Raw genomic sequence first — 16,883 nt, forward strand, 5'->3', positions numbered from 1 at the left:
CCGGCCTGTCGGGGGCCGGTCTTGATGGTTTTATGCGTGGTTTTGTTCTTTTCCGTCATTCCGGGCGGAGCGAAGCGCAGACCCGGAATTCATTTCTTTACCGCTGGCTGGATTCCCGCTTTCGCGGGAATGACGGGGGTGGGCGGTGCCGCTGGTTCAGGCGGCCTGATCCCATTCGGGGGCGAAATCGGGATCGATCAGGCGGCCGTCGGGCCGGGCGAGTTCGTGGATGTCGGCCATGTCGGAATCCGAGAGTTCGAAATCAAAGATATCGAAATTGGCCTTGGCGTTTTTGGGCGAGCCGGATTTAGGGATCGCCATGACGCCATCCTGTTGCAGCAGCCAGCGCAAGGTGACCTGTGCCGGTGATTTGCCATAGGCCTTGCCGATGGCAACCAGCGTTTCATCATTCATCACCTTGGCACGTGCCAGCGGGCAATAGGCGGTTAGCAGCATGTCATGGCTGCGCAGGCATTCAAGCACCTTGGACTGGTCAAGATAGGGGTGATATTCGACCTGATTGACGGCAAGGGGAAAATCACTGTGGCCGACGGCGCGTTCGATCAGGGCGGTCGGGAAATTGGAAATCCCGATCAGGTGCGTCATGCCGAGGTTTTTGACCTCGTTCAGTGCTGCGATGGTTTCGCGCAGCGGAATGTCATCATTGGGCCAATGGAGCAGCAAAAGATCGACATGGTCGAGATCAAGCTTGCGCAGGCTTTCGACCACGGAGGTTTGCAGATCGCCGCTTTGGAAATTGTCGGGCCAGATTTTGGTGGTGAGGAAGTAGTCATCACGTGAAAGGCCGGATGCCTTGAGCCCGCGACCAACCCCTTCCTCGTTATGATACATCTGGGCGGTATCGAAATGGCGGTAACCGATCTTGGCGGCTTCGGCCACCATATGTTCAGCACTTGCGTTATCGAGCTCGTATGTTCCAAAGCCAAGTGCGGGGATTTTCGTACCCTGCCAGTTCCGGAAAATCATGATGTTCTACCCCCTTCGATTTGATTTGATTGATTGTTTTGAGAGTTTCGGAAAACTGAGGACAGCTTTGCCAACCTGCGCCAGATTTAGTGCAGCGCAACAGCAGCGCAACCTGTACGGTTGGATGGTGGATGCTGTCCTTCGGTTTGGCGAGGGGATAGAATGCCGATGAAAAACGGCAAGAAAAAGGGCGATCACCACATGTGGGATCGCCCGAAGTTCAGGACTTAGAGTGAGGCTGTATCAAGCCAAGACCCAATCTGATCCAATTTCGGGTTGAATGCCTTGATGTGGCTCAAATGCCGAAAGATTTCAGGTATTCTCAGTCGTTCCCGAGACGGCGGCATTCAGGTGATAGAGCGATTCCCGGATCACCTGCGGGCCGAGATCCTTGGTGATGAAGACGATTTTTGATCGGCGATCCTCATCAGGCCATGCGGGCAGGGTGGCGGGTGGATGAAAAACATGCTGCACGGCATGGATCGCGACCGGGTTGCTTTCACCGACAAGGTTCAGGATGCCCTTGACGCGCAAAAGGCTTTCGCCGCGCATCTGGGTGAAGATTTCCGCCCAGGTGACAAACGCATCCCAATGCAGCGGTTCGTCAAAGGTGATGCAGAAGGACCGGATATGGTCGTCATGCCGGTTGACGTCATGCGCATGGGAATGGTGGTGGTGATCATGATCGTGATGATCGTGGTGATCGTGGTGATCGTCGCCGTGCTGTTCATACGCCTCGTCGCGCAGCCATTTCTGCACATCCATGCTTTTGGTCGCCGGGTCATACAGCCCGGCATTGAACAGCTTGGCCGGGTCAATATCACCCATGGTGACGGCATGGATCGGGGCGGCCGGGTTAAGTTGGCGCAGGCGGGTTTCAAGGCGTTCGCGCGTTTCGGCATCGGCCAGATCGGATTTGGTGATCAGGATGCGGTCGGCAACGGCGGCCTGTTTGACACTTTCGGGATGGTCATCAAGCTGCCCCGCGCCATGCAGGGCATCGACGGTGGTGACCACACTATCAAGGCGGAATTTGGCCGTGAGCAGCGGATCGGTCATCAGGGTATGCAGGATCGGGGCGGGGTCGGCCAGACCTGTGGTTTCAATGATGACCCGGTCGAATTCCGGTACCTCGCCACGGGTGCGTTTGACAAACAGATCACGCAAGCCCGAAATCAGATCGCCGCGCACCGAACAGCAGATGCAGCCGGAATTCAGCAGCACGACATCCTCGGACACCTCGCGCACCAGAAGGTGATCAAGCCCGATTTCGCCAAATTCATTGATCAGAACGGCGGTCTTTGCCATGCCGTCCTGTGCCAGAAGGGCATTGAGAAGGGTTGTCTTGCCACTGCCAAGGAAGCCCGTGATAACGGTGGTGGCAACGCGGTCAAACTGTTCGTCGGAAATTGCCATGTCTGATGCTTACTTTTTGCCGTAAAGGTCTTCGACGGCGATTTCGGGTTGGGAAATCACCACTTCCTCGCCATCGCGGGCGGCGAAATAGAAACAGTTGCGACGCCCGGTGTGGCAGGCAACGCCAAGCTGATCGACCAGTATCAGAACCGTGTCCTGATCGCAGTCATAGCGGAAATCGATCAGTTTTTGTAGCTGGCCGGAGCTTTCACCCTTGCGCCAGAGCTTGCCGCGCGAGCGCGAGTAATAACAGACCCGGCCGGTTTCAAGCGTTTCGATTACCGCATCGCGGTTCATCCAGGCCATCATCAGGACCTCGCCACTGTCATGCTGCTGGGCGATTGCCGGGATCAGGCCGCTTTCATTGAATTTCAGTTTGTCGGCAATATTCGCATTCTGGGCATTGGCGGCTTTTGTGGTCTCGGACATCGAAGGCTCCGGTCGATGGTTGTTGACTTTTCGCGGCAGTGGCGTCAAGAAATGATATATTATAACATATCACCCTGTGCCATGGCTTTTTGCAGATTAATGCAAATCGCCCGGCGTGACTTCGGATGTGCGACATGACCGATCTTTTCCCGAAAAAGGGCCACGATCACGACAGATGTATCGATAGCGCAATCGCGCAGGCAGAGAAAGTCTGCGAGGCGGAAAATGCGCGTTTTACCGATATGCGCCGCAAGGTATTCAGCCTGATCTGGCAATCTCACAAGGCGGTGACGGCCTATGAGCTGCTGGATGCGCTGCAGGCCGAAGGACAGCGGGTGCAGCCGCCCACGGTTTATCGGGCGCTGGAATTCCTGACTGATCTTGGGCTGGTGCATCGTATTGAGTCGCTTAATGCCTATTTCGGCTGTGATCAGCCTGATTGCGACCATCTGGGGCAGTATTTCATTTGCACCCGATGCGGCCGCGTTGCCGAAACGGTGGATGAGGATGTGAGCATCGCGGTCCGCAAGGCGGCGAGACAGGTCGGATTTAAAATCGAAGCCACCACTGTTGAAATCAAGGGCCTGTGCCATGACTGCACCACTCATTGAAGGGCGGGGGTTGATCCTTTCGTTTGGCAATGAACGGGTGCTTGATAACGTCACATTGTCGATCAATGCGGGCGAGATCATGACCCTGATCGGGCCGAACGGGGCGGGCAAATCAACATTGGTCAAAACCCTTCTGGGGCTTCAGCACGCCGATCAGGGCGAAGTCACCCGCAAGCCGGGCCTTCGTATTGGTTATGTGCCGCAAAAGCTTGCGATTGATCAGGTTTTGCCGATGACGGTGAAGCGGTTCCTGACACTCACCCGGTCGGCATCGCGAAGCGACTGCAAGAAGGTTCTGGATCAGGTCGGTGCCAGCCACGTGATCGATACTCAGATGAGCAGCCTTTCGGGCGGCGAGACGCAGCGCGTGATGTTGGCGCGGACCTTGTTGCTGCGCCCGGAATTGCTGGTGCTTGACGAGCCGACCCAGGGGGTTGACGTGACCGGGCAGGCGGAGCTTTACCGCCTGATCGATGATATCCGGGCCGAGCTTAATTGTGCGGTTCTGATGATTTCGCATGACCTGCATCTGGTGATGGCCAAGACCGATCAGGTGGTGTGCTTTAACCGGCATGTCTGTTGTTCGGGCATTCCTGAAACCGTGCGTCAGCATCCTGAATACAGATCCCTGTTTGGCAATCAGGCGGCGGATGCGATTGGCATTTATACCCATGCGCATGATCACGAACATGACCTTGCCGGGCATATTGTCGAGGGCGGGCATGATCATCATCATGATCATGGGCATAACCATAACGGGCACGTGCACGGGCCGGGATGCGCGCATGGACATCATCATCATGAAGAAGAAATCGACGAAAAAGATCGGATATGGCGGCCGCAATGATGGATGATTTTCTGACCCGTGCGGTGATCGGCGGGATTTTGCTGGCATTTGTCTGCGGGCCGTTCGGGGCGTTTATCGTCTGGCGGCGGATGGCGTTTTTTGGCGATACGCTGGCACATTCGGCGTTGCTGGGTGTGGCACTCGGGCTTCTGGTCGGGGTGGATGTCCGGATCGGGATGATTGCCACCTGCCTTGCCGCCGCCCTTATCCTTGCCATCGGGCAACGCCAAAGTCGCCTTGGCAGCGATACGGTTCTGGGGATGCTGGCGCATTCGACGCTGGCCCTTGGTATGGTCGCCCTTGCCTTTGTGCAGGGGATTGCGGTTGACCTGATGGCCTATCTGTTTGGCGATATTCTGGCGGTCAATGTTGCCGATATCTGGCTTTTGGGGCTGGGCGGTGGATTGGCGTTGGCCGTTCTGGTCTGGATGTGGCGGCCGTTACTCGCGCTTACCGTCAGCCCGGAAATTGCCGCGGCCGAAAGCATTCCGGTCGAACGGCTGCGTCTGGTTTTCATGTTGCTGATGGCGCTTGTGATCGGCATGGCGATCAAGATTGTCGGGGTTCTTCTGATCACGGCCCTTTTGATTGTGCCTGCCGCCAGTGCACGGTTCTTTGCCAGAACGCCTGAGCAAATGGCGATTGGTGCGGCCCTGTTTGGGGCGGCGTCCGTCATGGCCGGGATCAGCCTTTCATGGCATGTCGATAGCCCGGCTGGGCCAAGCATCGTGATTTCGGCGGCGGGGTTGTTCCTGCTGGTCGGGATGGCATCCCCCGTGATTCGCCGTTTGCGGGGATAACCCGGTATCGGCATTGTTTGGATTGCGCGCAGTTTTAAATGAAACAGGGACGGACAATATGCGGGTGATCAAAGTTGCGATTGCGGGTTTTGGGGGCGTTGGCCGCGCCACGGCAAATCTGCTTTTGGCACGGCGGGCGCATTACCGTAGTCTTTACGGTGCAGATGTTCGTCTGGTGGCGGTGTGCGGATCGCGTTCGGGCCTGTTTGATGCAAACGGACTTGATGACGATCAGTTTGATGCGCTGGAACCGGGCTTGAGCGGGCCGGACTTTATCAGCACGTCCGGGGCAGATGTCCTGATTGAGGCCGGACCCAGCGATTTTCGCACGGGTGGTCCGGGGCTTGCCTATATTCATTCGGCCCTGTCGACTGGACGCGATACGATTGTGATTTCCAAGGGCGCACTGGTCCATAGCGGGCGGGAATTGCGCGATCTGGCGAAGGCATCGGGGGCCATTTTAAAGCTGAGCGGCGCAAGTGCCGCGGCCCTGCCGACCATTGATCTTGTTGAACATAGTCTGACCGGCTGCCGGGTTTTGAGTGTCGAGGGTATTTTGAATGCCACGACCAATTTCCTTCTCGATGCGATGATCTCGAAAGGCGTTGGCTTTGACGCTGCCCTGAAAGAGGCGCAAAAAGGCGGCTTTGCCGAGGCTGATACGCGCAATGATACCGAAGGCTGGGACACGGCATGCAAGCTGTTGCTTCTTGCCAATTTTGGGCTGGGGGCGGAGCTTGCGATGGACGACCTTGTTGTCGAGGGCATTCACGGCGTTACCGCAGACCGGATTGATGAATGGCGGGCGGAGGGCCTTGTTCCCAAACTTGTCGGCAGTCTGGAATGTGCGGATGACGGGACGATTTCTGCGCGTGTCGGTGTCAGGGCCTATCCGAATTCCGATCCCCTAGCGCAGGTCAGCGGCAAGAACAAGGCAATCCGGATCATCACCGATGCCATGGGCGAGACAATCGCCATCGGATGCGGTGAAGAGCCGCTGGCGACAGCCGCCGCAGCCCTAAAAGATTTTGAGCATATCCTGAAAGCCAAGACCTCTTAATTTTCTATCACATCATGATAGTATGGTGGGCAAGCACAGAAGAAGCTTGGTCGCAGTTTTTCCCTATGCGTGATTTTCTGATCCGCGCAGGAGTAACGCCATGAATGCAATGACTTACAAAGGTTATATGGCGCGCGTCGAATTTGATTCCGATGACGAGATTTTCGTCGGCCATATTGCCGGTATTCGGGATCGTGTCGGATTTCATGCCGATACGGTTGCGGATTTGAAGGAAGCCTTTTACGAGGCGGTAGACGATTATCTTGAGACCTGTACCAAGACGGGCAAGACGCCGCAAAAACCTTATTCCGGCAAGATGATGTTGCGGGTCAGTCCCGATATTCACCGGAAGGCAGCGATTGCCGCAGAACTGGCGGGTAAAAGCCTTAACCAGTGGAGCGAGGAAATCATCGAAAAGGCGGTCAAACGCAAGGAGCCTTCGACCGCCTGATATTCGTTCCGGGCCGGAAATCGCGGCTGCCCAAAGCATTCCGGCGGCCTGGGCGCGGTTTTTTGCCAGAACACCCGAACAGATGGCGATTGGTGCGGCCCTGTTCGGGGCGGCATCGGTCATGGCGGGGATCAGCCTTTCGTGGCATATCGACAGCCCGGCCGGGCCAAGCATCGTGATTTCGGCGGCGGGGCTGTTTGTCCTGAGCGCGATGATGGTTCCCATTCTGCGCCGTTTCCAGGCGTGCTGAGGTGATCAGTCAGGGATAAAATAACGTAGAACGAGCATCTTACGCCCAAACGGAGCTCGTCATGGAAGACGCAACCAATTCACCGCAGCAACCCGGTTCAATTCGCGCGATCAGGAGGGATGGATTTTTTGCGGTTATTCCACCTGCTGCGCGCTGGTTCGGGTTGACGGGTGCCATACCTTTCATGGTGCTCTCATTTGGGGGCGAGTTCTTATCGCCAGCTCATCAGTCTTATGCGCAGTTTTCGTTGATGGCTTACGGGGCGGTGATTCTTTCCTTTTTGGGTGGTGTGCACTGGGGAAGAGCGATTGTATCTCCAGAGCATGGCCGACTTGAGGATAAAACCTTGTGGGTGCCGCTTGCGATCAGTGTGACCCCGTCGCTATTCGGGTGGGGTGCGTTGCTGATGCCAGGATTTATCGCGCTGCCGATCCTGGCGGCGAGTTTTGCCGCAATGCTTCTGGTTGATCTGTTTATGGTCAGGATCGGTTCTTTGCCGGAATGGTATGGCAATTTGCGTGTGATTCTTTCGGCGGTGGTTGTGGCCTCTTTGCTTTTTGCGTGGGTATAGGATGATTCTGCAAAAAGGGCGCCGAAATAATTCTGGCGCCCTTTTGCGTTTGACTGCGGGATATCTTAGTCTTTTGCCAGACGGGCAAGACCTGCTTCCAGATCGGCGATCAGGTCGTCGGTGTCTTCGAGGCCGACATGAAGGCGGATCAGTTGGCCGTCTTCGTCCCATTTGGTCGCGGTGCGGATGTTTTTCGGATCGGACGGCAGGATCAGGCTTTCGAAGCCGCCCCAGCTAAATCCCATGCCAAACAGGTCCATATGATCGACCATATTGGCAAGCTGCGGCTTTGTGACCGGTTTCAGGATAAAGGAAAACAGGCCCGATGCGCCGGTGAAGTCGCGTTTCCAGATGGCATGGCCCGGATCATCGGGCAGGGCCGGGTGCAGGACACGTTTGACTTCAGAGCGGGTTTGCAGCCATTGGGCGACTTTCAGGCCGCTTTCATGATGCTGGCGCAGGCGCACGCCAAGGGTGCGAAGCCCGCGTTGTGCCAGATAGCAATCATCGGGACCAACCGCATCGCCCGATATGATGATCTGTTTTTTAATCGTCAGAAGGTCTTCTTCGGTGGCGGTGGTGATCGTGCCCAGCATGACGTCGGAATGACCGACGATGTATTTTGTGCCAGCCTGCACCGATACATCAACCCCCATATCAAACGGGCGGCACAAAAGTGGCGATGCCCAGGTGTTATCGAGCAATACCTTGACGTTGCGCGCATGGGCCGCCGCCGAAATCGCCGGGATATCCTGCATTTCGAAGGTTAGAGATCCCGGGCTTTCGCACCAGACAAGCGCGGTATTGTCACGAATAAGTCCCGCGATATCGCCGCCGATGGTCGGATCGTAATATTCGGTTTCAACGCCAAAACGTTTCAGAAACGTGTTGCACAGATTGCGCGTCGGGTAATAGGTGCTGTCGGTGACCAGAATATGATCGCCCGGTTTGACAAAGGCGAGGATCGCATTGGTGATTGCGGCCACCCCGGACGATACGCATAGGGTGCCAAAGCCGCCTTCAAGCTCGGCAACCGCTTCTTCAAGCAGGAAGCGTGTCGGGGTTCCGTGCCGCCCATAGGTCACCTTGCCCGGTGCGGATGAGCCGGCCTTTTCAAGGTCGGCCAGGCTTTCAAACAGGATGGTCGATGCATGAAGAACCGGCGGGTTGACCACGCCGTGATATTCGCTGGATCGGCGACCGGCATGGACCAGTTGGGTTGCGGGCTTTTGGGGGCGGTGACCTGACATGGGTGGCTTTTCTCCTTGGATGCGTCGGGGGTGACGATGCGACGACGCGCGGGGCCTTGAATTTCTTCTATAACTCAAAGCATTTCAGATCATCGGGTTCAAGGTTTTTTCACCGCAAAGAGTTGTGAAACCGGCATTTTGCGATATTTCAAGCCTTATGCCTCGCGTCCGGTTCCGGGCCGCGTTACAACAGGTAAAACCCGTTTAACACTATCCGACTTGCAGGAGGCCCCGTGCTTGAACTTCAGGATTTTCGCGCCGCGCGTCGTGCCATTTCCGATCACATGCGCCTGACGCCGGTATTTGCCGCCGGTATTTATGGCGACAAGTCGGTTTTCCCCGACCGGGATCATATTCCGGATTTGTATCTGAAGCTTGAAAACATGCAGATATCGGGTTCGTTCAAGGCACGCGGCGCGATGAATGCCGCCCTTGCCCTTGACGAAGACAAACGCGCCGTGGGCCTTTGTACCGCATCGGGTGGCAATCATGGCATGGGGGTGATCAACGCGGCCCGTGTGCTGGGGGTTCCGGTCAAGATATTCCTGCCAACCAATACACCAAAGCCCAAGGTCGAAAAACTGCGCAAGCAGGGTGTTGATGTGGTCCTGATCGGTGCGGTCTGGGATGATGCCAACCGGGCGGCGATGGATCATGCGCGTGAAAGCGGCATGGCCTATATCCATCCCTTTGCCGACCCCAAGGTGATTGCAGGGCAGGGCACAATTGCGCTTGAGATGCTTGAACAGCAGGCCGACCTTGATACGCTGGTGGTGGCGATTGGCGGTGGCGGGCTGATTTCAGGGGTGGCGACGGCGGCCAAGCTTTTGCGGCCATCGATCCGGGTGATCGGCGTCGAGCCGACCGGGGCACCGACCTTGTTCGAGAGCCTCAAGCATAACGAGGTCGCGACATTGCCAAGTGTGAATACAGCGGCCACCAGTCTGGCGCCGCGTCAGTCATCGGCGTTGAATGTTGATCTGATTGGCAGGAATGTCGACCGGATCGTTCTGGTCAGCGATGATGAAATGCGCGATGCGGCGCGCTGGCTTTGGCGGGAATTGGGAATTGCGGTTGAGCTTTCGGCGGCTGCCGGGATTGCGGCAGTGGCATCTGACCGGCTGGGTATTGAAAACCCCGGCAAGGTCGGGGTCGTGATTTGCGGTACCGGTTCGGACGGGATGGCGTGATCAAATAAAAAAGGACGAAACCGCTGGGCTTCGTCCTTTTTTAAACCAAACGCCATCCGAAAAACGGATGGCGTGGAAACTTGTAGCGTCGCAAACCGCCAAAGCCCTCCGGTGCGGAATTACATCTTCGGCTCTACCACCTGACGACCACGGTACATACCGGTGTTCGGATCAATGTGGTGCGGGCGATGCAGTTCGCCGGTTTCTTTGTCTTCGCGGTACGAGCCCTTGGCGAGCTTGTCATGCGAGCGACGCATGCCCTGACGGGACTTGGTCACTTTTTTCTTTGGCACTGCCATGGGTCATCATCCTCTGGCTTGGGTAAACTCAGGCGCGCTTGTTAACGTGCGCGGTCGGGAAAGTCAACGATCAAAGTGCCGGAATTTTCATTTTCCTGCGACCTTTCGGCTTTTTTGCCGTGATCGGCACCGGCATCATGATCAACATGATGGTCGATGGCCGGGATCAGGCCGGTATCACGCGGATCGTCAACAATATCTGTTCGCTGGTCGTATACACCAAAGCCTGCCTTCTGGTAAGCCCCCAAAGCACTTGGATGATCGAGCGAACATGTATTGACTGTTATGCGTTGCGGTTTAAGGCCCCAGGCGGTGTCAATCGCCCAGTTCAGAAGGTATTTGCCATACCCCTTGCCGATGAAATCGGGGATCAGGCCCATATAATGCAGGTCGATCACGCCGTTTTCTTCAAGATCGGTCAGGTCAAGTTCGGCAAACCCGGCCGGGACGCCGCCGACATATAAAACGTAAACGTGGGTTTCGGGGCGGGCCAGAATTTCGGCAAGTTCGTCATCACCCATCAGGCGGCGGAACCACCACAGCCACGGTTCGCCGACCGTATCATAAAGGTAGCGATAAAAGGACAGGGTGGGGTTTTCGGCGCGCACGATGGCGACCTTGCCCGGCGGGATGGTTGCCGCAGGGCGATCTGGCGGATCAAGCATTTCAAGGAAGGTGATGACGACTTCCAGCTTGCGCGGGTTGGATGCACTCATGACTTCAGCCTTTTTCGCATGACCACTAAATCATTTCTGATTTCAGGTGTTTGCGGTTTGGTGTGTGGGGCGGTTTCGACAATTTCATAACCGAGCTTGCGATAAAAATCATGCACTGCCGGGTCTGTGACGGTGACCTTGTTTACAGCAAGGCCGGTGGCGGCAAGGATATCCTCGGCCAGGGCCAGAAGACCCGATCCAAGGCCGGTGCCGCGCGCATCGTGCGATACGGCAAGATAATGAACCCAGCCACTTTCACCGTCATGACCGGCCATGATTGTGCCGATGATTGTAGCGTCTTTTGCCGTTCGCGCCAAAATCACGCTGCCGCGCCCGGAATTCAGACATGTGGCGAGGTCACGACCGGCATCGTGGTCCGGTCCGGTCAGCCCGGATTTATGCCAAAGGTCGCCGATGGCGGCGATGTCGTGGGTGGTCGGTGATTGCAGTCTTTCAAGAAAAACGCCCGGATCCTTGGCTTTGTCACCTGTGCCGACCGCGTCATATCGGGCGGCATCGGCGGGGGACAGGGTAGGGGAGCCGGGCGTTTTCATATCTTTTGTGCGCCGTATTATGCCGGGCCTTTGTCGACCGGACTTCCTTCGGTGCTTGCCCATTCGGCCCAGGAGCCGTCATAAACCGCGACTTCCTTTTTGCCCGCAATATAGGCACCAAGGGCAAGCACGCAGGCGGTCACGCCCGAGCCGCAGGAGGCAACGACCGATTTATCCAGATTGACGCCTGCATCTTGGAAAGCGGTGCGAATGGCATCGGCATCCTTGAAGGTGCCGTCAGCATTCAGGAGTCTGTCAAATGGCAGATTCCGGGAGCCCGGGACATGGCCAGCCTTGCCCCAGGGTTCGTCGGCATCGCCGGTGAAGCGTTCGGTTGCGCGGGCATCGACCAGCTGTTCGCGTTTGCTTTTGACGTTTGCCAGCACCTGATCATATTCGCGCAAAAGGAAGCTGTTGGCGCGCGCGGTGAAATGGCGTTCGCGCGGCGGGGTTGGTGCATCGGTCACCGGGCGGTTTTCCGCCAGCCATTTCGGCAGGCCGCCATCAAGCACGGCGACATCGTGATGCCCGAAATGGCGCAGCATCCACCATACCCGGCAGGCGGCAAGGGCGGACCCCGTCTGGCCGTAGACCACGATGCGCACACCGTCGCCAAGGCCAAGCTTGCGGACCTTGGCCGAAAATTTGATTGCGTCGGGCATCATGTGGGGAAGCGGCGCGCTATCGTCGGCGGCGATTTCGTCAATATCGAAGAATACCGCGCCCGGAATATGCTGCGCGTTATAAATCTCGCGCGCATTTATGTTCTGGGCGGGCATGTACCAGCTGGCATCGACGACGCGAACGTCGGGTGCATCAAGGTGATCCGCAAGCCACTGGGTGGAGACCAGTGCGTCGGAAGTTGGGTTGGTCATCAAAGAGACTCCGGTTTGCAATGGTGGGTATTGCGCGATCCGGGGCGTTTCCGCAGATCTGTATCTTCAAACTCAAATGTTTCTTGTTTTAATTTCTATCCGTCCTGAAAGCGCATGGCAATATCCCGACTTGATTTGTGGATATGCCGATTGCGCGTTTCCGGGGAATTCATTCATCAAAGACGATATTGATGCGGCGGTTCTGGCGGCCTTTCTTTTCGATCTTGGCAACCAGAACCCTGCCGATTTCAGCAGTACTTTTGACATGCGTTCCGCCGCAGGGCTGATAATCGATCCCCTCGATCGTGACGGTGCGGATGCTGTTGCCATCCATCGGCGGTTGCACCGACATGGTGCGGACCAGTTCGGGGTTGGCTTTAAGCTCGGCCACGCTGATTTCACCGTCATAAACCTCGGCATTGCTTGCGATCAGCTCGTTCAGTCTTGTGGTCAGCTCATCCTTGTCAGGCGCTTCGTCGGGCAGGTTGAAATCAAGCCGCGCCTTGTGGGCGGCGATATTGCCGCCGGTGACGTCGCCTTCGACAATCGCACAGAGCAAATGCAGGCAGGTGTGAAAGCGCATCAGGCGGTGGCGGGTTTCCCAATCCAGTTCGGCCGTGATGGTATCGCCGATTGCTGGCAGGTCGTGACCATCGGCGATGATATGCAGGACTTTGCCGCTGTCGCGGTCCTTGATCGTGGTTGCGACCGGCATTTCACGGCCATCGGCGGTTTTGAAAATCCCGACATCGCCGGTCTGGCCGCCGGCGGTGGCGTAAAACACGGTTTGGTCCAGTTCAATGCCGCGGTCCGAGATCGAGATGACTTTGGCGTCACAGTTCCGGCGATAGGCGTCTTCACGAAATAAAAGGCGGGTCACAGACTCCTCCATACTTGGTGGCGATCAGATCGCGTGACCGTCAGTTGGCCGCCTAAATCGGGGAGGCGGCAGATGTGCCTTTTGTGGGGCTGGGCAGCATCGCGGTGATGGTCCGGTCTGAAATCTTGCAGTGAAATCATGGTGCTGCCGGAAGGCTTGGTTTGTCGAGGAGTTTTTGGAATTTAGATTGTGTATATATTGATACATATTTTTGGAATTGATGTTGATAATCATACGAAATGTATGTTATCCCCTTGGCCAAATTGGGGGTGAAAGAAACTTGGCTGCTGTTATTCATGTCAAACTGACGGGCGAAGGTGATTTTGGGCCGGTGGATCTCGAATGTGCGATCCCGCCTGCGCGCCTGCCTTTGGTGATGGCAGCCCTGTTTGGTTCTCCGACCAGTTTGCGGGCGGGTGCGGCGCAAGGGGCGGTGCGGTTGATCATGGGGCGGGGGCTCCTTCGGGGGCTTCGATGTCGCCTGCCATGTCGGCTGCCACGTCCTCTTCCATGTCACCTGCGGCATCATCTCCGTCTGCGCCATCTTCGTCATTCGGGCCTGGTGGCTCTTTGCGGGAGATGCCTGCTGGTGGGCAATTCCCTGTAACGGCGCGGTCGGATCGATCCGGCCCGGCTCTTTCTCCGGCCCGGTCGGCTATTGCGGGCGAGGCTGAATCTGGACCGGAAAACATACCGGGGCAGGTGGCCGCGCAGGCGACAGGGCGCGATTTCGGTGGGGCCGGTCTGCTTGGCGAAGGTACTGCGGATGCGATTGATCCTGCGAACTTCCTGATTGGATATATCGGCAATCTGGGCGATCTGATTGCGCGCCTTCAGCCGCGCGGTTTTGCCGAAACGATCCTGATTGCGGCGATCTGGCTGCATTATCGCGACGGGCGCAGCTTTGTGACGCGCGACGATATTCGCAGGCTCCTGAAACGGCAGGAACATTTGCGCATGCCCCGGAATTTCGGGCGTGATTTTCATAGCGCAATCACGCGGGGCTATATCGAACCGGTTGACGGGGATGGGGGATTTTCCGCCACCGGGACCGGATATCAATGGTTTCGTGACGCTTGTATTAAATGATACAAAAAACCGATAAAGTGGTTGACGTTATGTATCTATAATGTATCATTCTTGACGTGGGACAAGAAAACAGGCGGGGACAAAATGCGGGAATGGGAAGTACGGACAAGCTGCAGGGTCTGGCGCGGTCGATATGTGATCCGTGGGGGCGTTGATCGCATCGCCAATGATATCGTCACCCTGCAGCAAAGCCGCTTTCCGGGGATCGAAACCGGCAAGGTTTCTCTTCGGGTTGTGACCATGGCGGTGATGGCGGTTCTGGCCGAGGAATGCTGCGAAGATGGCGTTACGGCAGCCGAACTTTCGTTTTTGCTGACCACATGCCTTGGTCGGCCGATTTCACCGACCCGGATCGAACGCGAAATGGAAACGCTTTCGGGGCTGGTCTGGTCCGGGCCGTGGGGGGCGGAAACGCTTTATGTTCTTGAAAAGCGCGGCCTTCGCTTTTTTGAAAGCGCGCGCATGATGGCGATGAACGATACCGACGCCAAAAACGAGGATTTGACAGAATATACAGGCGCGGAGGAAGGCGGGGTTTTGCCGAAGATCGATCCGTCGATTACGGCAATCCCCGCCCCACACGCCCGGTACCGGGTGGTGGGATAAACCGCCATTATCCGGCTGATCAACAACACCCGCCTAACGGCTTTGCCGGGGCGGGTGTTTTGCTGTGTGCAGCATTGAACTGGTGCCCCGGTGGGCTGTTCACAGCAACTGCATCTGCCGGTTGGCATTCGGGCGGACAAAGCTGCTGCAATCAGGCTTGACCTGACAGCATAAGGTACGTAATGATTTAAAGATGGAAAACATTGTTACACATCAGAACGCCTATTTTACGTCGTGCACATAGCGCGGCGCCTGTTGATGTGTTTGTAAATTAAACCAAGACCGGCTGCCCCAGGGCGGCCTTTGTTTTTTCCATAAACCGGTTTGCCCGAGGTGGCCCCACCAACAAGGAAACCGGAAAATGACCCATATCTCCCTTGCGGATCGCATGCCGACACTTGATTTCACGTCCAATGCCCTGAAAGACGGGATCGGGGTGGTGCCGCTTATTCTGATGGCGGGGTTTGCCGATACCATTGCGGCAGCGAGCGCGCTGGTCGCAAATGGTGCTGTCATGATCGAGGACAAACAGATTGTGGATCCTGATCATCATATCCTTAGTTACGCATTTGATGATGGCGAAGTATTGCGCCTTACCGTTGGCGGTCAAAGAACGATGCTGATCCGTCGTGCAGAGTGATTGGGGCGGAGTGACCGGGGCGGAGTGATCGGGTTGGTGCCCGCCGGTCGTGCGAGCAGGGCTTGGGGGTGAGGGGGGCGATGTTGCTGGTGATCTCAGAACAGCGACATTTGCCCGTTCGCGTTGGGGCGGACAAAGCCGCTGCAATCAAGGTTGAGCGACCGGCCGGTCATGCCGTGTTTTTTGCGTGCAGCATCAAATCGCCTGGCAATCAGGTCGGCAATCGGGCCGGTGCCGCGCATGCGGGTGCCAAATTCGGATTGATAGCGTTCGCCGTCGCGCATCTGACGGATCAGGGACATGACCTTTGCCTTGCGATCAGGATAATGGGCCGCAAGCCATTCTTCGAACAGGTCGGCGATTTCAAGCGGCAGGCGGACGACGATGTGCGATACGGACGTTGCCCCGGCGTCATGAACCGCGGCAACCAGATTTTCGATTTCCATGTCATTCAGGCCGGGAATGATCGGCGCGCACAGGACCGTTACGGGAATACCGGCATAGGCAAGTTTGCGAATGGCATCAAGCCGACGGTGCGGGGCGGAGGCACGCGGTTCGAGAAGGTTGGATAATCTGTGATCAAGGCTTGTGACCGATATTGCGACCGACGCGCGGTTTCTGGCGGCCATCGGCGCGATCAGATCAATGTCGCGGGTGACCAGTGCGCCCTTGGTGATGATCGAAAACGGATGCTGGCAATCCGATAGTACCCTGATGATTGAGCGGGTCAGCTGTTTTTCTCGGTCTACCGGCTGATAGGGATCGGTGCTGGTGCCAATCACGATCGGGGCGGGCATATAGCTTTTGACGGCGAGCTGTTTGCGCAAAAGGGTCGGGGCGTCGGGTTTCCAGAACAGTTTTGTTTCAAAATCCAAGCCCGGCGACAGGCCCAGATAAGCGTGGGTTGGCCTGGCAAAGCAATAGATGCAGCCATGTTCACAGCCGCGATAGGGATTGATCGAACGGTCAAACGGCACATCGGGGCTTTGATTTCTGGTGATCACGCTGCGTGCGCCATCAATGCCAAGGGTGGTGCGGATGCGCGGCGCGTCCTGATCTTCCATCAGGCTGTTCATCCAGCCATCATCGACCGCCTGATGGATATGGCGTTCAAATCGGCCATCAATGTTCGATACCGCCCCGCGGCCTTTTTGCCTGCGCGCGGGCAGCAGATCCGGATCAAAATCCGGATTGATCCAGCCTTCGCCCGGTTGGGCGGTTTCGATGTGATCTGATGTCGGTTCGATGATGTTTCGCATATGCTCAAATTATAGAACAAAATAGGAACATTCAAGCGAAATACGTTGTACCCAGGTTGCCCCCCCCCCGATATCAACGCGGACAGCGGCAGACCGTTGGCAT

General features: G+C 56.7%; 21 protein-coding genes. 11 read left to right on the top strand and 10 right to left on the bottom strand.

Annotation, left to right across the window (positions count from 1 at the left end):
- Positions 1 to 156: 156 nt before the first annotated feature.
- The 3 genes from P8T57_RS17700 to hisI all read right to left on the bottom strand — a co-directional run bounded on the left by P8T57_RS17700 (position 157) and on the right by hisI (position 2,832).
- Positions 157 to 987: an aldo/keto reductase gene (locus P8T57_RS17700; RefSeq protein ID WP_114094366.1), complete on the bottom strand. Its 831-nt coding sequence runs from the start codon at positions 985 to 987 to the stop codon at positions 157 to 159.
- A gap of 312 nt (positions 988 to 1,299) precedes the next feature.
- Complete coding sequence (locus tag P8T57_RS17705; protein ID WP_341363864.1) at positions 1,300 to 2,403, bottom strand: GTP-binding protein; 1,104 nt, start codon at positions 2,401 to 2,403, stop codon at positions 1,300 to 1,302.
- 9 nt (positions 2,404 to 2,412) lie between these two features.
- Positions 2,413 to 2,832, bottom strand: a complete 420-nt coding sequence (gene hisI / locus P8T57_RS17710) for a phosphoribosyl-AMP cyclohydrolase (RefSeq protein WP_341363865.1) — start codon at positions 2,830 to 2,832, stop codon at positions 2,413 to 2,415.
- 134 nt (positions 2,833 to 2,966) lie between these two features.
- On the opposite strand from hisI, the gene P8T57_RS17715 reads away from it, so the two are divergent.
- The 7 genes from P8T57_RS17715 (at position 2,967) to P8T57_RS17745 (ending at position 7,422) form a co-directional block, all read left to right on the top strand.
- A complete protein-coding gene (locus tag P8T57_RS17715) occupies positions 2,967 to 3,443 on the top strand; it encodes a Fur family transcriptional regulator (RefSeq protein ID WP_051682109.1) in 477 nt (158 codons plus the stop codon).
- Positions 3,424 to 4,290, top strand: coding sequence for a zinc ABC transporter ATP-binding protein ZnuC (gene znuC / locus P8T57_RS17720; protein ID WP_341363866.1), 867 nt, complete (start codon positions 3,424 to 3,426; stop codon positions 4,288 to 4,290). Before P8T57_RS17715 ends, znuC begins: the two co-directional genes overlap by 20 nt.
- Entirely contained in the window at positions 4,287 to 5,090 is an 804-nt protein-coding gene (locus P8T57_RS17725; RefSeq protein ID WP_341363867.1) for a metal ABC transporter permease, read from the top strand. The genes znuC and P8T57_RS17725 overlap by 4 nt, the downstream gene beginning before the upstream one ends.
- Before the next feature lie 58 nt (positions 5,091 to 5,148).
- Positions 5,149 to 6,150 (top strand): homoserine dehydrogenase, encoded by a 1,002-nt coding sequence (locus P8T57_RS17730; RefSeq protein ID WP_341363868.1) that lies wholly within the window; start codon positions 5,149 to 5,151, stop codon positions 6,148 to 6,150.
- Positions 6,151 to 6,250: 100 nt separating this feature from the next.
- Positions 6,251 to 6,601 carry a type II toxin-antitoxin system HicB family antitoxin gene (locus P8T57_RS17735; RefSeq protein WP_037992300.1) on the top strand — a complete coding sequence of 117 codons (351 nt, stop codon included), beginning with the start codon at positions 6,251 to 6,253 and terminating at the stop codon, positions 6,599 to 6,601.
- The gene (locus tag P8T57_RS17740; RefSeq protein WP_341363869.1) at positions 6,510 to 6,851 is read left to right on the top strand and encodes a metal ABC transporter permease; all 342 of its coding nucleotides are present in this window, start codon (positions 6,510 to 6,512) and stop codon (positions 6,849 to 6,851) included. The genes P8T57_RS17735 and P8T57_RS17740 overlap by 92 nt, the downstream gene beginning before the upstream one ends.
- 61 nt (positions 6,852 to 6,912) lie before the next feature.
- Positions 6,913 to 7,422, top strand: a complete 510-nt coding sequence (locus tag P8T57_RS17745) for a DUF3429 domain-containing protein (protein ID WP_341363870.1) — start codon at positions 6,913 to 6,915, stop codon at positions 7,420 to 7,422.
- 65 nt (positions 7,423 to 7,487) lie between these two features.
- Here P8T57_RS17745 and metC read toward each other — a convergent pair whose 3' ends face one another.
- Positions 7,488 to 8,672 carry a cystathionine beta-lyase gene (gene metC / locus P8T57_RS17750; protein ID WP_341363871.1) on the bottom strand — a complete coding sequence of 395 codons (1,185 nt, stop codon included), beginning with the start codon at positions 8,670 to 8,672 and terminating at the stop codon, positions 7,488 to 7,490.
- Positions 8,673 to 8,905: 233 nt separating this feature from the next.
- On the opposite strand from metC, the gene P8T57_RS17755 reads away from it, so the two are divergent.
- On the top strand, positions 8,906 to 9,862 hold the full coding sequence (locus tag P8T57_RS17755; protein ID WP_341363872.1) for a threonine/serine dehydratase: 957 nt from the start codon (positions 8,906 to 8,908) through the stop codon (positions 9,860 to 9,862).
- Positions 9,863 to 9,981: 119 nt separating this feature from the next.
- Here P8T57_RS17755 and rpmF read toward each other — a convergent pair whose 3' ends face one another.
- The 5 genes from rpmF to P8T57_RS17780 all read right to left on the bottom strand — a co-directional run bounded on the left by rpmF (position 9,982) and on the right by P8T57_RS17780 (position 13,186).
- Complete coding sequence (gene rpmF / locus P8T57_RS17760; RefSeq protein WP_007090029.1) at positions 9,982 to 10,161, bottom strand: 50S ribosomal protein L32; 180 nt, start codon at positions 10,159 to 10,161, stop codon at positions 9,982 to 9,984.
- A 41-nt stretch (positions 10,162 to 10,202) separates the two neighbouring features.
- Positions 10,203 to 10,877, bottom strand: a complete 675-nt coding sequence (locus P8T57_RS17765; protein ID WP_007090028.1) for a GNAT family N-acetyltransferase — start codon at positions 10,875 to 10,877, stop codon at positions 10,203 to 10,205.
- Positions 10,874 to 11,431 (bottom strand): GNAT family N-acetyltransferase, encoded by a 558-nt coding sequence (locus P8T57_RS17770; protein ID WP_341363873.1) that lies wholly within the window; start codon positions 11,429 to 11,431, stop codon positions 10,874 to 10,876. The genes P8T57_RS17765 and P8T57_RS17770 overlap by 4 nt, the downstream gene beginning before the upstream one ends.
- Before the next feature lie 17 nt (positions 11,432 to 11,448).
- The gene (locus tag P8T57_RS17775) at positions 11,449 to 12,306 is read right to left on the bottom strand and encodes a sulfurtransferase (protein WP_341363874.1); all 858 of its coding nucleotides are present in this window, start codon (positions 12,304 to 12,306) and stop codon (positions 11,449 to 11,451) included.
- A gap of 169 nt (positions 12,307 to 12,475) precedes the next feature.
- Entirely contained in the window at positions 12,476 to 13,186 is a 711-nt protein-coding gene (locus tag P8T57_RS17780; protein WP_341363875.1) for an alanyl-tRNA editing protein, read from the bottom strand.
- 474 nt (positions 13,187 to 13,660) lie between these two features.
- Between P8T57_RS17780 and P8T57_RS17785 the strand changes: the two genes are divergently transcribed.
- From P8T57_RS17785 to P8T57_RS17795, 3 genes are all read left to right on the top strand, one after another.
- Positions 13,661 to 14,275: a hypothetical protein gene (locus tag P8T57_RS17785; protein WP_341363876.1), complete on the top strand. Its 615-nt coding sequence runs from the start codon at positions 13,661 to 13,663 to the stop codon at positions 14,273 to 14,275.
- Positions 14,276 to 14,359: 84 nt separating this feature from the next.
- Positions 14,360 to 14,881, top strand: coding sequence for a hypothetical protein (locus tag P8T57_RS17790; RefSeq protein WP_341363877.1), 522 nt, complete (start codon positions 14,360 to 14,362; stop codon positions 14,879 to 14,881).
- A 361-nt stretch (positions 14,882 to 15,242) separates the two neighbouring features.
- The gene (locus tag P8T57_RS17795; protein ID WP_341363878.1) at positions 15,243 to 15,521 is read left to right on the top strand and encodes a tyrosyl-tRNA synthetase; all 279 of its coding nucleotides are present in this window, start codon (positions 15,243 to 15,245) and stop codon (positions 15,519 to 15,521) included.
- A 95-nt stretch (positions 15,522 to 15,616) separates the two neighbouring features.
- Here the strand turns inward: P8T57_RS17795 and P8T57_RS17800 are convergent, their stop codons facing one another.
- A complete protein-coding gene (locus tag P8T57_RS17800; protein WP_341363879.1) occupies positions 15,617 to 16,780 on the bottom strand; it encodes a PA0069 family radical SAM protein in 1,164 nt (387 codons plus the stop codon).
- Positions 16,781 to 16,883 lie beyond the last annotated feature (103 nt).

The sequence above is a fragment of the Thalassospira sp. SN3W genome, from assembly GCF_038070535.1.
GTDB lineage: Bacteria > Pseudomonadota > Alphaproteobacteria > Rhodospirillales > Thalassospiraceae > Thalassospira > Thalassospira xiamenensis.

Bases quoted from the DNA above. Each gene is read 5' to 3' on its own strand.
- P8T57_RS17765 (WP_007090028.1), bottom strand. From the start codon at position 10,877: ATGAGTGCATCCAACCCGCGCAAGCTGGAAGTCGTCATCACCTTCCTT.
- P8T57_RS17700 (WP_114094366.1), bottom strand. From the start codon at position 987: ATGATTTTCCGGAACTGGCAGGGTACGAAAATCCCCGCACTTGGCTTT.
- P8T57_RS17705 (WP_341363864.1), bottom strand. From the start codon at position 2,403: ATGGCAATTTCCGACGAACAGTTTGACCGCGTTGCCACCACCGTTATC.
- P8T57_RS17735 (WP_037992300.1), top strand. From the start codon at position 6,251: ATGAATGCAATGACTTACAAAGGTTATATGGCGCGCGTCGAATTTGAT.
- metC (WP_341363871.1), bottom strand. From the start codon at position 8,672: ATGTCAGGTCACCGCCCCCAAAAGCCCGCAACCCAACTGGTCCATGCC.
- hisI (WP_341363865.1), bottom strand. From the start codon at position 2,832: ATGTCCGAGACCACAAAAGCCGCCAATGCCCAGAATGCGAATATTGCC.
- P8T57_RS17795 (WP_341363878.1), top strand. From the start codon at position 15,243: ATGACCCATATCTCCCTTGCGGATCGCATGCCGACACTTGATTTCACG.
- rpmF (WP_007090029.1), bottom strand. From the start codon at position 10,161: ATGGCAGTGCCAAAGAAAAAAGTGACCAAGTCCCGTCAGGGCATGCGT.
- P8T57_RS17775 (WP_341363874.1), bottom strand. From the start codon at position 12,306: ATGACCAACCCAACTTCCGACGCACTGGTCTCCACCCAGTGGCTTGCG.
- P8T57_RS17770 (WP_341363873.1), bottom strand. From the start codon at position 11,431: ATGAAAACGCCCGGCTCCCCTACCCTGTCCCCCGCCGATGCCGCCCGA.
- P8T57_RS17730 (WP_341363868.1), top strand. From the start codon at position 5,149: ATGCGGGTGATCAAAGTTGCGATTGCGGGTTTTGGGGGCGTTGGCCGC.
- P8T57_RS17715 (WP_051682109.1), top strand. From the start codon at position 2,967: ATGACCGATCTTTTCCCGAAAAAGGGCCACGATCACGACAGATGTATC.
- P8T57_RS17725 (WP_341363867.1), top strand. From the start codon at position 4,287: ATGATGGATGATTTTCTGACCCGTGCGGTGATCGGCGGGATTTTGCTG.
- P8T57_RS17785 (WP_341363876.1), top strand. From the start codon at position 13,661: ATGTCGCCTGCCATGTCGGCTGCCACGTCCTCTTCCATGTCACCTGCG.
- znuC (WP_341363866.1), top strand. From the start codon at position 3,424: ATGACTGCACCACTCATTGAAGGGCGGGGGTTGATCCTTTCGTTTGGC.
- P8T57_RS17790 (WP_341363877.1), top strand. From the start codon at position 14,360: ATGCGGGAATGGGAAGTACGGACAAGCTGCAGGGTCTGGCGCGGTCGA.
- P8T57_RS17800 (WP_341363879.1), bottom strand. From the start codon at position 16,780: ATGCGAAACATCATCGAACCGACATCAGATCACATCGAAACCGCCCAA.
- P8T57_RS17745 (WP_341363870.1), top strand. From the start codon at position 6,913: ATGGAAGACGCAACCAATTCACCGCAGCAACCCGGTTCAATTCGCGCG.